Origin of the sequence: Pseudoflavitalea rhizosphaerae (assembly GCF_003991355.1) — a bacterium.
Classification (GTDB): Bacteria; Bacteroidota; Bacteroidia; order Chitinophagales; family Chitinophagaceae; genus Pseudobacter; species Pseudobacter rhizosphaerae.
Genome location: NZ_RCSU01000008.1, coordinates 1 through 14807 on the forward strand (window position 1 = coordinate 1; position 14807 = coordinate 14807).

The window sequence follows — 14807 nt, forward strand, 5'->3', positions numbered from 1 at the left end:
TCCCTGCATCGACAAAGCCATTGGCAATGATATCAGGATGCAGGAAAACACCAATGTGATCTTCCTCACGGGCGCTAACATGGCTGGCAAGAGCACGCTGATGAAATCCATCGGCATTGGTATCTACCTGGCCCATATGGGCTTCCCCATCGCAGCAAAATCTTTTGAATTTTCGGTCCGTGAAGGCATGTATTCGAGTATCAACGTAGCAGATAATATCGGCCTTGGTTACAGCCATTTCTATGCGGAAGTGGTGCGCGTGAAACAAGCCGCAGACGCAGCAGCAAGTGGCAAAAGATTATTATTGATGTTCGATGAGCTGTTCAAAGGCACCAATGTGAAAGATGCTTATGATGGCACGCTGGCCGTTACGGAAGCTTTTGCCGAATACCAGGATTGCCTCTTTATCGTATCTACCCATATCATTGAAGTGGGCGAAGCATTGAAAGAAACGAATAATATCCAGTTCAGGTTCATGCCAACCATCATGGATGGAGCCAGGCCCAGGTATACTTATATTTTGGAAGAAGGCATCACCGAAGACAGGCAGGGCATGATGATCATAAAAAATGAAGGAATACTGGAGATGCTGAAGAACTAACGCAATTGGTAAGCACTATCAATTTATAGTAGCACATCCTCCCAATGTGTTATTTTCGCGGCAAAGCAACAAGGATGGATTGTTACAATTGCGGGGCCACGCTGAACAGAAAGACCAGGTCTGCAGAACATATCTTGCCAAGATCGATTGGCGGGAAAAGGATCGCATATAATCTTCTATGTAAGTCCTGTAATGAACTATTCGGCCGGACAATCGATCAGGAACTGGCCTCAAAGTTAACGCGATTCTATACCTTACTCCATCCTGAAGAAGCTGCACTGCCATCAGCCATTGTATCCGGAAACAGGAAAGATGGAAAAATAGCTTTGCATGAAAAATTCATTGCACAGGTAAAGAAGAACAGGTCCTTTGCCGGCAACAAGGATTATTTCCGGGCGATAGCAAAGACCTGCCTGAATTATTATTTATCGAAAGGCTATCCCAAACAATACTGCGAAACAATAAAAGCGTTCATCAGGAACGGAACGCCGGATGATATCTATCAGTATTATGCGCCGGTAACCGGATCTGTTCACCAGCTTGCCGAAAATGAAGTATCACATGTATTGCATATACATGGCGATAAACGATCAGGACTGTTGTATGCCTATATCGAGCTATTCAATATGCAGAACCTGATCTTTATATTTTCGATGGATTATGACGACAGGGAAATCGATATTACTTATTGTCGTGATGTGATCACAAACGAGGAGTTGACAAAAGAAATAAAGCTCCCGCTTACCAGGCAGGAATTGGAGCATTTAGCCGCATCATCTGCAATAATGGAAGAAAAATTATTTCCCCGATTTGAAAGATTATTGCGGATCATTCAACACCGGTAATATTTTAAGAAAACGCTCAGTTTTTTCATCTGGGAGGAAAGCTTATCTTTATGCAGATGAAACGGATATTCTTCATTACTTCGATCCTGCTTTCGGCTGCAGTGGTGCAGGCCCAGATGCCATTGGGCTTTGGTGCTATGAATGGTATGCAGCCAGGTTTCAGGAATTTCAATCAGCGGATCGATACCAGTCATATCCAAAAGAAATGGTTCCTCACCAAATATGCCGGTATTTCAGCAGGCTTGCTTTCATTCAATGGAGGCAACAGCAGTTTTTTGTCGGCCCCGATGGGTATTCAGCTCAACCGGTCCCTGAGTAATAATGTACTCGCATTTGCAGGCGTTACAGTGGCTCCAACTTATTTCCCTGGAATTGCCGGCTACAATATGCCTTTTCACACTGGCTTCGATAAAAGCAATCCATTCATGAACCCGAACAGGTTCGGCACCTATTCCACTGCGCAAATGGGGCTGATGTATATCAACAACGAAAGAACTTTTTCCATTTCCGGCAGCATCGGTGTAGGAAGAACTGATTATTACGGACGCTTTCCAACCTATACACCTGGTCATCCTTCCTCGACCAGGAACGGAAAACAATAAGCAGCAATTGATGTCAAAATTCGTTACCGGGTGAGAGAATTTTTCCTCATCTCAGACTCTGCCATTCTCATCCCCTCCTCAACAGACACCATCAGTACAATTATCGTTTTTCATTTTTTTTGAATCAGGCAGTCCATTTGTATCAATGCAATTTTCGATGGCAAAGATGCCATGTATTTCATTCGTTGGATGTATCTGATAAAGGGTACGGAATTGTTTCTATATAATGAACCAATCTGGAGTAGCAAAATCATATAAAACGACTGCATTGAAATGAAACTTCATATTTCGTACAGCTGTAAGCGTTATGCAAACTATCAGTACACATTATACGCTACGGGTGTTTGGGGAATCTGCACCCACACTGGCATTGCGCCGTTCTGCGGTTTGTTGAAGTTAGCGGGTGCAATTCTGCCGGTATCATTCAACAGCAGGAAAAAACTTTCAAAAATCAATAGAAATTGTTAAGATTTTTTTGGAAAACATATCAAACTATACGTATATTTGATTAAGCATCAAACGCACGATACTCCAATCTTCACTTAAGCCCTTATTCTAGCAATTATTCCGATTGCAAAATACCCGTAGGTCACTCTGATTAGCTTAGTCGTTTTATTTGGTTCCTATTTATGTTTACAGCTCCTGTCTGTTCAGGAATGGTGTTACCGTAGATTACCATTTTTGATCTGTACCGGAATCATTCAACCAATTGCATATTCTCTCAGGATATTGCCCAGGAATGGTATGCGATATTCTGACTCGATAAAGTTATTTTTCGCTAGGACTTCAGGGCTAAATCGGGCCGGTAGTTTTTACTACCGGTCATTTTTCCAAACTTTCAAACAGTCCTGCTGCGATCCAAATAGTTTCGTTAAGGTTTCAGAGCTAAAACAGGCCAGTGGTTTTTACTACCGGCCATTTTTTTTGCCCGTTCGTCAGGGTGCTGCAGTCGCTCACCTCTGGCGAGTGACTTGTATTTAGTCGCCTCTGGCGACGCAGTGTTCGCCGGAGGCGAACAAATAACCGTCACTCGCCAGAGGTGAGCGACTGCAGCTCCCTGACTATCAATTTTTTCCATTCCTCCGCCAAATACTCCCAAAAACCTTAACTTCGCACAACTTTTTCTGCAATGAAGTTTCTCATACAACAAGCTAAGGTTACTGATCCACTATCACCTCTTGAAGGCAAAAAGCAGGATATTTTAATTGAATCCGGGGTTATTAAGGACATCCAACCCTCTATTCAGGCCAGTGCCGACCGGATAATCTCCGGCCAGGATCTGCATGTTTCCCCGGGTTGGGTTGATTTGTTTGCCGAATTCGGCGATCCCGGATACGAGTACAAGGAAACCCTGGAAACAGGGGCTGCCGCAGCCGCTGCCGGTGGATTCACTGATGTATTGGTTGTTCCCAATACAAAACCTGTTATCGACAATAAGACCCAGGTTAGTTATATCAAAGGCAAGAGCGCTTCGCTGCCGGTGAATATCCATCCTATCGGCGCCATTTCCCGTGGCGCAGAAGGAAAGGAACTCGCTGAAATGTATGATATGCGCGAAGCCGGGGCCCTCGCCTTCTCTGATGGTCTCTACCCCGTTCAGTCCTCGGGTGTTCTGCTCAAAGCCTTACAATATGTGAAGGCTTTCGACGGTATCGTGATCCAGATCCCGGACGACCGCAGTGTTGGCTCCAACGGACTGGTGCATGAAGGCATTGTGTCTACCCGTCTCGGTCTTCCCGGAAAGCCCATGATGGCCGAAGAACTGCTGGTTGCGCGCGATATCAAGCTGGCCCGTTACGCGGAATCCAGGCTGCATTTCACCGGCGTTACTTCGCCCCGCTCGCTGGAATATATCCGCCGCGCCAAGGAAGCTGGCCTGTCTATCACCTGCTCGGTTACCCCTTATCACCTGCTCTTCACCGATGAAGACCTGATGAAGGGCTATGATACTAACCTCAAAGTGTACCCGCACCTGCGCCCCGAAAAGGAACGCAATATCCTGCGGGATGCCGTAGCCGATGGCACTATCGACTGCATCACTTCCCATCACAGGCCGCATGAGAAAGACAGCAAAGTGCTGGAATTCGAATATGCAAAATATGGTATGACAGGCCTGGAGACCTGCTATTCCGCACTCAGACTGGCTATGCCATCCGTACCGGAAGCCAGATGGGTGGAACTGCTCAGCACCAACCCGCGTAAAATTTTCGGTCTGCCTGCCGCCAGCATCCAAAAAGATGCGCCTGCGCATGTAACAATTTGGGATGCAGCGGCACATATAACTGTCAATGATGCTTTCTTCCGTTCCCGCTCCCGCAACTCGGCCTATTCAGGAATGGACCTGCCAGGCAAAGTGCTGGGCGTGATCAACGGAACAGCAGTATCACTCCATTCACTTTAAAACCTTAGTGATGACATCACCAACCGGAACTCCCGCTAAATCTAATGTAGGACTAACTTATGGCCTTATCGGTGGCATCGCCATGATCGTGTATACACTCTGCCTGTACCTGGCAGGGATACAGGCATTCATGAACTTCGGTCTCGCCTTTCTTGTTTATGGCATCATCATTGTGATTGCTGTACTGGCCGGACTCAAACAAAAGAAATTGCAGGGAGGCTATATCAGTTTCGCGGAAGCGCTCAAAACTGTCTTCCTCACATTCGTACTCGCATTCCTGTTATCCACTATTTTCAATTTTGTATTATTGAATTATATTGACACCGGTTTCCGGGACCAAATGGCACAGGCCACAATGGAGAAGATGGAGGAAATAATGAAGAGGCTCGGCGCACCGGAAAGTGATATTGAGAAAGCCATGGAGGGAGCAGCCAGCGCCGATAATTACACCTTCAGTAAAATGCTGCTCGGTTATGGTATGATGTGCATCCTCTTCTGCCTGGTTTCACTGGTGATAGCAGCCATTATCAAAAAGACCAGGCCGCCATTTGACAATGCATTTAAAGAATAACAATAGTATGGATGTTACCATCGTAGTTCCTTTGTTCAATGAAGATGAATCCCTGCCTGAATTGTGCGCATGGATTGAACGCGTGGTGAACGCCAACAACCTCTCCTACGAGATCATATTAGTAGACGATGGCAGCACGGACGACTCCTGGACTGTTGTGGAAAAACTCCGCGCTGCCAATCCCAATATCAAAGGCATCCGCTTCCAGCGCAATTACGGAAAATCCGCTGCCCTCAATGAAGGCTTCAAAGCCGCCAGTGGCGATGTAGTGATCACGATGGACGCTGATCTGCAGGATAGCCCGGATGAGATCCCGGAACTCCGCCGCATGATCGTGGAAGACGGATTCGATATGGTGAGTGGCTGGAAGAAAAAACGATTCGACAATACCCTCACCAAGAACATACCCTCCAAATTCTTCAACTGGGCAACCCGTAAGGCTTCCAAAATAAATCTGCACGATTTCAACTGCGGGCTCAAATCCTACAGGAAGAAAGTGGTGAAGAGTGTGGAAGTGTACGGCGAAATGCACCGCTATATTCCAGTGCTGGCCAAATGGGCCGGCTTCCGTAAGATCGGCGAGAAAGTGGTGGAACACCGCGCCCGCAAATACGGCACCACCAAATTCGGATGGGAAAGATTCGTGAATGGTTTCCTGGACCTGGCCAGTATCATGTTCGTGAGCAAGTATGGCAAACGACCAATGCACTTCTTCGGACTGATCGGCACACTCTGTTTCCTGGTAGGGCTTGCGATGACCACTTACCTGATCATCGCCAGGATCTACGATCCCGCCAATAGCCTGGTGAACAGGCCGCCATTCTATATCGCACTCGCCACCATGATCATGGGCACGCAATTGTTCCTGGCAGGCTTTCTCGGTGAACTCATTGCCCGAAATGCGACCGGCAGGAATGCTTATCTCATCGAACAGAAACTGGGGGTTGAATAATGGCAAAGCAAGTAGTGATCATCGGCCCGGCTCACCCGCTCCGCGGCGGCCTCAGCACTTTTGACCATCGCCTCTGCAAACAATTCAAAGAAGAAGGATATGATTGCTGTATCTATTCCTTCTCTTTACAATACCCTTCCATTCTTTTTCCCGGTACCAGTCAATATACCACAGAACCCGCGCCGGAAGGCATCGAGATCTATTCCGTGATCAATTCCATCTATCCACCCAACTGGGTCCAGATCGGGAATACACTAAAGAATATCCGACCGGACCTGATCGTTGTCCGTTTCTGGTTGCCATTCATGGGACCTGCACTCGGCACCATCCTTCGCAGGGTGAAGAAGAACAAACATACGCGCATCGTGGCCATCACAGATAATGTGATCCCGCACGAGAAACGTCCCGGCGATACATCCTTCACCCGCTACTTCCTCAAAGCCTGCGACGGTTTTGTAACGATGAGTGAAAAAGTGATGAAGGACCTCCGCCAGTTTGAAGCCACCAAACCGGCCAAACTCGCTTCCCATCCTTTATACGATAATTTCGGCGATCCCATCCCCAAAGCAGAAGCAAGAAAAAAACTGGGATTGAAGGAAGATGAAAAGATCGCGCTCTTCTTCGGTTTCATCCGCAAATACAAGGGACTTGATCTCCTGCTGGAAGCCATGCAGGAACTGAAGAAAGATCCCCGCAATATCAAACTGATGGTGGCTGGTGAGTTCTATGAAGATGAAAAAGAATACAATGAACTGATCAGTAAACTCGGGATTGCTGATTCGCTGATCATGCGCACGCAATTCATACCAGACAGTGAAGTGAAATATTACCTTTGTGCAGCCGATGTGGTAGTGCAACCTTACCGCAATGCCACGCAAAGCGGCGTAACGCCATTGGCTTATCATTTTGAGATACCAATGGTGGTGACCAATGTAGGTGGGCTGCCATCACTGGTGCCGCATGATAAGGTTGGACTGGTCTGCGAGCCTGAACCAAAAGCCATTGCCGCAGCCATCAGTGAATATTTCAACAAGGGAGAACAATATTTCCTCCCTGCCCTTCGTATGGAGAAGCAGAAATACAGCTGGCATACGCTGGTGGAAACCATCGAAACCATTGCCGCTGAAACAAAAGGATAATCAGTTATGATCTACAGAAGCAAAGCTCCGCTCCGTATTGGCCTCGCCGGTGGTGGCACCGATGTAAGCCCCTATTGCGATATGTACAATGGCGCGATCCTCAATGCCACTGTATCGCTCTATGCTTATGCCAATATTGAACCCATTGCGGAAAAGAAGATCATCTTCGAAGCGCTCGACAGGAAAGAGATCATCAGCTTCGATTATGCCCAACAGTTACCCCTGCAGGGAACGCTTGACCTCCATACTGGTGTATACAACCGGATCCAGCGGGATTTCGGTATGCCTGAAACCGGCTTCCGCCTCAGCACTTATGTAGATGCGCCGGCAGGCTCTGGTCTTGGTACCTCTTCCACCCTGGTGGTTGCCATCATCGGCGCATTCGCAGAGATGTGCAGGCTGCCGCTTGGTGAATACGATATTGCGCACCTGGCTTATGAGATCGAAAGAAAAGACCTGAACATGGCCGGCGGCCGTCAGGACCAGTATGCAGCCACTTTCGGCGGTGTGAACTTCATGGAATTCTATGCCGGTGAAAAAGTGATCGTGAATCCGCTTCGCATCAAACAACAATACCTGTTTGAATTGGAGAACAATCTTCTCCTCTATTATACCAGCACCAGCCGCGAGTCTGCCCGCATCATTGAAAAGCAGAGCCAGAACGTGGTGAACAAAAAGGAGAAATCGATCGAAGCCATGCACCAGCTCAAAGCACAGGCGCAGATGATGAAGGAAGCATTGCTCAAGGGAAAAGTGCACGAAGTGGGTGATATCCTCGATTTCGGATTCCAGCAAAAAAAACAAATGGCTGAAGGCATCAGCAACAGCCTGATGGACGATATTTACAATACTGCCAAAGCAGCCGGCGCAACGGGTGGAAAGATCTCCGGTGCAGGCGGCGGCGGTTTCATGACCTTCTATTGTCCGGGTACCACCAAATACGCAGTGGAATCAGCCCTCGGTCAATTCGGAGGTTATGTAAAACAATACCAGTTTGTGAAGCATGGCCTTACAACCTGGACCATTTAAAACAACTTTTCTAAAACATATTAAGGTATGCAGAGCAAGATCAGGGAAATTATTTCCGCCTCCATCGCAGTGAAAGAAAAAGTACTGCAGGACGAAGCCATTGTGAAAGTGATCGAAGACATTACCAATCTCACTGTAGCCGCGCTTAAGAACGGCAATCGCGTGTATTTCTGTGGTAACGGTGGCAGTGCTGCCGATGCACAACACCTGGCTGCAGAGTTCTCCGGCAGATTTTACAAGGACCGCGACGCACTGCCTGCAGAGGCTTTGCACGTGAACACATCTTACCTCACCGCAGTGGCCAACGACTACAGCTATGATGTAGTTTACGCCCGCCTGGTGAAGGGCATCTGCAATAAAGGTGATGTGCTGATCGGCCTTTCCACTTCCGGTAATTCCGGGAATATCGTGAAGGCATTTGAAGTGGCCCGCGAAAAAGGCGTTACCACTATTGGCTTCACCGGTGAATCGGGTGGTAAGATGAAAGAACTCAGCGATTACCTCGTGAACGTTCCTTCCAAAGACACGCCACGCATCCAGGAAAGCCATATCCTCCTCGGACATATCTATTGCCAGCTGGTGGAAGAAAAATATTTCGGTTAAGATGATCAATGAATGCATCATCCTCGCCGGTGGATTGGGCACGAGGCTTCGCAGTGCCGTGCCCGATCTTCCCAAATGCATGGCCCCCGTGGCCGGCAGGCCATTCCTGGGCTGGGTGATCGATTATTACCGGCAACAGGGCATCACACGCTTTGTGCTGGCGCTGGGTTATATGCACGAAGTGATAGAAGAGTTTATCGCTTCCGAATATCCTGGCCTGGAAACGGCTGTGAGTATCGAGTACGAACCTTTGGGGACCGGCGGCGCTATCCGTCTCGCCTGCGCACATACTTTCGGTGATGATGTGCTGGTGCTGAATGGAGATACCATCTTCACCGTGAAACTGGAGGAGCTTTCCGCCTTCCACGATTCTGTACAATCCGATTGCACGCTTACTTTAAAGCCAATGAAGGACTTTGATCGTTACGGAGTGGTTTCCCTTCTCCCCGACCAGCGCATCGACAGTTTCAAAGAGAAACAATATTACGCTGAAGGGCTTATCAACGGTGGCGTATATGCGCTGCATGTGCCTGCCTTTATGGAACTGCCCTTCGACGAAAAATTCTCCTTCGAAAAAGATTACCTGGAAAAGTACTATACCCAACAGAATATGTTTGGATTGGTCCAGGACGAATATTTCATTGATATAGGAATTCCTTCCGACTTCGAACGGGCCAACGAGGAATTCCGCAACAAGGTTTTTTAAGATTATGCTGGACCTGCAACGCATCGACAAGAGCTGGACTTTGTTCCTTGACCGTGATGGAGTGATCAATCACGAGAAGGAAGAAGATTATATCTACAACTGGGACGAGTTCGTTTTTTATGATGGCGTACTGGAAGCACTCAAAACCCTTAACGGTGTGTTCGGCAGGATCGTGATGGTGACCAACCAGCGCGGCATTGGCCGCGGCCTCATGACCGATGCTGATCTCCACGTCATCCACACCAATATGATGTCAGCCATCAATGAAGCCGGCGGCCGGATCGACAAGATCTATTATTGTCCGGCTGCAGACAAATCCGATCCCAGTCGTAAACCCAATCCCGGCATGGCCTTCAGCGCCAAAAAGGATTATCCCGAGATCGATCTTCACCGCTCTCTCATTGTGGGCAATAAGCTCAGCGATATGCAGTTCGGCCGCAATGCCGGCATGCACACCGTTTACGTGCGCAACACACACCCTGAACAGGGCCCCGATCCCGCCATCGACCTGGCCTTCAACGACCTGGCCGATTTTGCAAAATCTTTGCAATAAGCATAAAATTTTCCCAAAGCTTTTCCGTTTGCAAGCATTGGTAAAGGGATTGTACCTTTGCCACACAGGAAAAGTATGCATATGAATCGTTCCCGCTGTTTTAGTTTACTGGTTTGTGTTTTATTGTCCGCCGGATTAATGCCCCTGCAAGTATCTGCACAGGTGCAGAAGATAACGCCTGGCTTCCGCGCTGCGCTCAAAATGAGGGAAGATACACTGAAGGAATACAGCAGGCAGATGGTGATGGCGCAGGAGCCCGCTGAGCGGCTCCGCTACGATAGTTTGTTTATCCGCAGTTTTGTTCGCGCTTTACAATTCACCAACTCATTCTACTACCCTTTCGATTCTGTGAATATTTCCAAATTGTATGCGCCTGACAGTACATTCCGCATCTTCACCTGGCAGGCCAAGAAAGATGAATACGTGGTGATGCAGCGCGGCGCTATCCAGATGCGCACAGCTGACGGCAAGCTCAAACTAATCCCGCTCCACGATCAGAGCATGTTCACTAAAGATCCCATGGATTCCGTTCGCAACAATACCAACTGGATCGGCGCCATCTATTACAAGATCGTTCTTAAAGAATACAAAGGGAAAAAATATTATACACTGATCGGCTTCGATGAGTTCAGTGTTGGTAGCTCCAAGAAATGGATGGAAGTGCTCAGTTTTGAAAATGGACAACCGGTATTCGGGAATCCTGCCATTTCGTTTGAAGAGGATGAAGAAAAACGTAAGCCACAGCATCGTTTCAGCATCGAGTTCAAAAAAGAAGCGAAAGCATTTTTCAATTATGATCCTGAACTGGATCTCATCATTGTTGATCACCTGATCTCAGAAACGGATGAGCCAGCCAGGAAATCCACGTATGTTCCTGACGGTGACTATGAAGCCTTCAAATGGAAAAATGGACGCTGGGTGCATGTGACCAAGTTCTTCAATCAAAAGCTGAAAGATGGTCAGTTCCCAACGGAGGCAAAGATCCTGGATGATGCCGGGAATGCGGATGAACAGAAATTGGAAGAAGCCAGCAGGAAGAATTATGAGAAGGAAAGGAAGAAAAATGGCGGAAGCCCGGTGCCACCGAGTCCGATAAAGAAGAAGCCTTGATAAGACCTTGACATCAATTTGAGAGCATGTGTTATAAAAGCTGTGTCCGTACGGAGTGGATTTACAGTAAAGATTTGGGGAATCAGATGCTAATCTGAAAGGAGGGTCGGTAGTGTTACATTAAGTGTGTCACTTTTTAAAGCATGTCAGATAATTTACCATACACAGAAAAAATCATTGTGTAACATTTGGCACAAATGTAGAACTTCTTCCAGCTCCTAAAATGTGACACTGTCTTTTTTGTACAATGCTTTAAACTAAAATTATACTACTCTGTTACAAAACTCAATCTTTAGTATAAAATTCTCGACTTTGGAACCAGGATCATCGAACTGCGCAAGCATAATAACTGGGTCAAGGCCAGTCTCGTCCAAGCAGTCGGCGCCTCCAGGGATATCAGCGGAAGGCATGTGTGCAAGGAGAACAGCCCCTCCATCGAGATGGCTTTCAAGATCGCCCAGGTGTTCGATGTGCCGGTAGATTACCTGCTTGGACAAGGCAAGCATGCAGCCTACGACAAGCAGACCGTCAAGCGACTCGAAGACAGCGAAGCCCCCGACAACCAAACCAAATCCGTTTTATTTATTATTATAGACGCCATACTGCGGTGCGTAAAGGACCGCAAGGCATTCGCAGTTTAGCCGAAATACTTTAGTTAATGCAACCACTCGTACCAAAGTTCATCACCGACAACAAGGGCAAAAAGATCTCCGTGGTCCTGTCCATCAGGGAGTATAGAAAAATACTCGATGAGCTCGAAGAGCTCGAAGACATCCGCCTCTACGACGAAGCCATGGCAGACAAACAACCTTCACTTCCAGCCAGCAAAGTTTTTAGATTCGTCGAAGCCAAACGCAAAAAAAAGTAAATGCCACCAGCTCATCATCAAGCACAGGATCATCAAGGCACCTGAAAAATCAACGATCCTGCGATCCTGCCTACTCCAATATCAAAACCGTTATCCTTGACCTCGCTAACAACCCAAGACCCCACGGATACAAAAAATTAAAAGGACGCGATGGCTACCGCATCAGAGTCGGTGACTATCGCGTCCTTTATAATATTTTTGACAACATACTAACTGTTGACGTCGTCAACCTGGGACATAGAAAAGAGATTTATGAGTGACAGGACTCAATAAAAAACCACCGGCGCTAACCGGTGGCAAAGAGATTCTCACTCATCTAACCGTAATTTCAAGTTTCGATTTCTTGTCCAGAACTGCATTATTTTTTTTGTCAATTAATCTATTTCTAATATTTAATAGATGCCTACCTTTTGAATACTTACGGTTAAAGCTATACTTCTTTGCGTATGGTAAATTTAACAACACAGATAATGAATCGGAGATAACTTCTCTTCGTTCGGGGCGTAAGGCTCCCTCATTAAATTCATCAAGTATCACTTCAGACTTTAAACCTGGGATTTCTGTATAAAAATAAACCAACTCAAATTCTTCTTCTTCTAAAAGTGAACTTTTATTGTACGCATAATAATATGGTGTCCCTTCGATGCTGGTAATATTCCCGTCAATATCAAACTTAGTTTCAAAAATAACCTCTCCTTCAATATTGCAAAAAGTGATTTTGTATATTTGAGAGACGTCAGCCTTTCTTTTTATTTTTGAGAAGAACTCTGTCTGTCGACCAAATCTCTTTCCAGAAAACCAATTTTCAACTTTTATAGTATCTCTTGAAAAATCATAATAGACCCATGCTCCTTCTTTTTTCCCACCTTTGTACTCCCCCTCTACTGAAATACTGCCAGCTTGATATTCTCGATAAAACCCATCATTAGTAGAATCAGAAAACAATCTTTCTTCAGATATCAACTCGCCGTTCTTTGAGTAAATTTTCTTAATAATGTATCTATTGCCATCAAGGCTCATTTTTTCATAAAGCACAGATGGCTGGTTACAACTTAATGTGATACCTGCCAGAATTATAAGTGCAATAATTTTAGCCATTATTTCCTCTTTTTTGTTTGATCAGTCTGCCCTTCTTTCTTTAACTTATCAAAAGCACCTTTCCCATTTATATCGTCAATATGCGAACTGTCCCCGCGCGACTTACATGTTGGACATGTTGCGCTATCCGAACTATTTGACTTCCCATTTTTTGTCTGATCTTTCTTAATTTCATTTGCAGCCTTTATTGTTTTGTCTGCAGCATCAGTAAGATTTGAGAACTGTTGTGAAATAATGTCGAGTGCCGATTTAATCTGCTTCATGTCGCTGCCATTTACCCCACCAAGTTTCTTTACAACATCGTTAATCAAATCCTGTCCCGAGAGCCCTGGATTTAAGCCGCCAACAAAATCAAACCAAGAACCTAAATCAAGAGATTCAGATTCAACAGATGCTGTAGGTAATCCACTTTGCCAGTCGGTATCTACGCCACTCCCATAGATTCTATATCCGTATTTAACTTTCCCGCTTTCATCACCTGGGAGCAAGCTCCTAAACATGAACTCTCCCATACCAATTTCCTTTTTATCTACAACTTCACTTGAAAAAATAAACTGATTTGGGTTATTCATCGCTTCCTCGACAGTCGTATTATTCCCAGAACGATTATCAATTATTAAATGTTGAACCACACTGGACTTATAAAAATAGCCTAATCCACTATATGCGTTCTCATGTGAGTAGTTAAAATAATTTTTGTCTACTCTTTGAATTTGCAGCATTGTGCCATCTTTATTAATAATTGTAATTGTTATTATTTTATCCCTGCCGTCTGCATCAGCGTAGATCACCGGGTTATTACTTACAAAAGCATAATTACTCTCTCCAGGATATTTCTTCTGAAGTGGATCAAGACTTAAAAATCGTCCAATTCTAGAGTCATAAACTCTTGCACCAAAATCAATCTGATTCCCACTTCCCCCCTTCACCTCATTATCATTCTCCTTTCCATTAAACCCGTACCTGTACGTCACTGCACCAGTTTTCTTTCGGTGTACCCTAACCGATATATCATTTTCAACAACCTTCAAAGAACTCAATCAGTCATCAAGATACCATGTTTTCTTTTTTCAACTAAAGAAAAAAAATCCGGGGCGGTAGCCCCGGATTGCTAGTGCTGGCTGCCATTGCAGGCCATAAAGTTCAGCAGTGCGCTGTAGTGTTCAATGACGCCCTGGATGCTGTAAGCACTGGGATGATCTTACCTACATATAACAAAGCCCCGGACTTGCCGGGGCTTTGTTATATGGATACTGCTGAGTAAGTTTTGCTATTACATGTTAACTCAACCAATTATCTGTCCTAACATTGGGTACCATTATACTACCTATTTCAAAGAAATTGTGTCTGCAAGCTTCCTGGCTTTATACATTAAATTAGACGTATCACATCCTTCAATTGAAATTTTACAGCAGTAGTCCTGCAAGGTATTAGCAAACTGAAGATGGAATTTGGCCACACTGTCTGCAAATGAAGGTTGTTGAAGAAACAAGTATCTTCCATAATGCGCCTCGATATAAAAAGCTCTGAAGTACTTATTTTTTGATATTTGCTCTCCTTCACAAATTATTCTGGCATTTAAATAATCTTTAGAAGCGTTATTTCTTTCCAAGCAGTCACAATATTCTTTTGCAGCAGTTTCTGCATCAAACTCATTAATTTGTTTGCATGCATTAGACGATAATAGTATTATTAATAAGCCTAAAACTTTATACATAGAATTTAATTA

Annotated in this window: 18 protein-coding genes; 15 read left to right on the top strand and 3 right to left on the bottom strand. The window is 45.6% G+C overall.

The window, feature by feature from the left end:
• From D9Y29_RS14635 to D9Y29_RS27070, 15 genes are all read left to right on the top strand, one after another.
• The coding region (locus D9Y29_RS14635) for a MutS-related protein (protein ID WP_420902515.1) at window positions 1–601 on the top strand (601 nt) is incomplete at its 5' end.
• Window positions 602–675: 74 nt separating this feature from the next.
• The gene (locus D9Y29_RS14640) at window positions 676–1446 is read left to right on the top strand and encodes an HNH endonuclease (RefSeq protein ID WP_164735412.1); all 771 of its coding nucleotides are present in this window, start codon (window positions 676–678) and stop codon (window positions 1444–1446) included.
• A gap of 56 nt (window positions 1447–1502) precedes the next feature.
• Complete coding sequence (locus D9Y29_RS14645) at window positions 1503–2048, top strand: hypothetical protein (RefSeq protein WP_127129443.1); 546 nt, start codon at window positions 1503–1505, stop codon at window positions 2046–2048.
• 1129 nt (window positions 2049–3177) lie between these two features.
• Entirely contained in the window at window positions 3178–4449 is a 1272-nt protein-coding gene (locus D9Y29_RS14650) for a dihydroorotase (protein ID WP_127129445.1), read from the top strand.
• 10 nt (window positions 4450–4459) lie between these two features.
• Window positions 4460–5020 (top strand): DUF4199 domain-containing protein, encoded by a 561-nt coding sequence (locus D9Y29_RS14655; RefSeq protein ID WP_127129447.1) that lies wholly within the window; start codon window positions 4460–4462, stop codon window positions 5018–5020.
• 7 nt (window positions 5021–5027) lie between these two features.
• The gene (locus tag D9Y29_RS14660; RefSeq protein WP_127129449.1) at window positions 5028–5972 is read left to right on the top strand and encodes a glycosyltransferase family 2 protein; all 945 of its coding nucleotides are present in this window, start codon (window positions 5028–5030) and stop codon (window positions 5970–5972) included.
• The gene (locus D9Y29_RS14665) at window positions 5972–7111 is read left to right on the top strand and encodes a glycosyltransferase (RefSeq protein WP_127129451.1); all 1140 of its coding nucleotides are present in this window, start codon (window positions 5972–5974) and stop codon (window positions 7109–7111) included. The genes D9Y29_RS14660 and D9Y29_RS14665 overlap by 1 nt, the downstream gene beginning before the upstream one ends.
• A gap of 6 nt (window positions 7112–7117) precedes the next feature.
• Window positions 7118–8140, top strand: a complete 1023-nt coding sequence (locus tag D9Y29_RS14670) for a GHMP family kinase ATP-binding protein (protein WP_127129453.1) — start codon at window positions 7118–7120, stop codon at window positions 8138–8140.
• Window positions 8141–8167: 27 nt separating this feature from the next.
• Window positions 8168–8743, top strand: a complete 576-nt coding sequence (locus tag D9Y29_RS14675; RefSeq protein WP_127129455.1) for a D-sedoheptulose-7-phosphate isomerase — start codon at window positions 8168–8170, stop codon at window positions 8741–8743.
• 1 nt (window position 8744) lies between these two features.
• Window positions 8745–9449 (top strand): nucleotidyltransferase family protein, encoded by a 705-nt coding sequence (locus D9Y29_RS14680; protein ID WP_127129457.1) that lies wholly within the window; start codon window positions 8745–8747, stop codon window positions 9447–9449.
• A gap of 4 nt (window positions 9450–9453) precedes the next feature.
• Window positions 9454–10002: a D-glycero-alpha-D-manno-heptose-1,7-bisphosphate 7-phosphatase gene (locus D9Y29_RS14685; RefSeq protein ID WP_127129459.1), complete on the top strand. Its 549-nt coding sequence runs from the start codon at window positions 9454–9456 to the stop codon at window positions 10000–10002.
• A gap of 138 nt (window positions 10003–10140) precedes the next feature.
• A complete protein-coding gene (locus D9Y29_RS14690) occupies window positions 10141–11112 on the top strand; it encodes a hypothetical protein (protein ID WP_127129461.1) in 972 nt (323 codons plus the stop codon).
• A 440-nt stretch (window positions 11113–11552) separates the two neighbouring features.
• Window positions 11553–11753, top strand: a complete 201-nt coding sequence (locus D9Y29_RS14695; RefSeq protein WP_127129463.1) for a hypothetical protein — start codon at window positions 11553–11555, stop codon at window positions 11751–11753.
• A 17-nt stretch (window positions 11754–11770) separates the two neighbouring features.
• Complete coding sequence (locus D9Y29_RS14700) at window positions 11771–11980, top strand: hypothetical protein (RefSeq protein ID WP_127129465.1); 210 nt, start codon at window positions 11771–11773, stop codon at window positions 11978–11980.
• A gap of 80 nt (window positions 11981–12060) precedes the next feature.
• Entirely contained in the window at window positions 12061–12240 is a 180-nt protein-coding gene (locus D9Y29_RS27070) for a type II toxin-antitoxin system RelE family toxin (protein WP_420902516.1), read from the top strand.
• Window positions 12241–12292: 52 nt separating this feature from the next.
• Here the strand turns inward: D9Y29_RS27070 and D9Y29_RS14710 are convergent, their stop codons facing one another.
• From D9Y29_RS14710 to D9Y29_RS14720, 3 genes are all read right to left on the bottom strand, one after another.
• On the bottom strand, window positions 12293–13078 hold the full coding sequence (locus tag D9Y29_RS14710) for a toxin-antitoxin system YwqK family antitoxin (protein ID WP_127129466.1): 786 nt from the start codon (window positions 13076–13078) through the stop codon (window positions 12293–12295).
• Window positions 13078–14109 carry an RHS repeat-associated core domain-containing protein gene (locus D9Y29_RS14715; RefSeq protein ID WP_164735413.1) on the bottom strand — a complete coding sequence of 344 codons (1032 nt, stop codon included), beginning with the start codon at window positions 14107–14109 and terminating at the stop codon, window positions 13078–13080. Before D9Y29_RS14715 ends, D9Y29_RS14710 begins: the two co-directional genes overlap by 1 nt.
• 296 nt (window positions 14110–14405) lie before the next feature.
• Window positions 14406–14795, bottom strand: coding sequence for a hypothetical protein (locus D9Y29_RS14720; RefSeq protein WP_127129470.1), 390 nt, complete (start codon window positions 14793–14795; stop codon window positions 14406–14408).
• Window positions 14796–14807 lie beyond the last annotated feature (12 nt).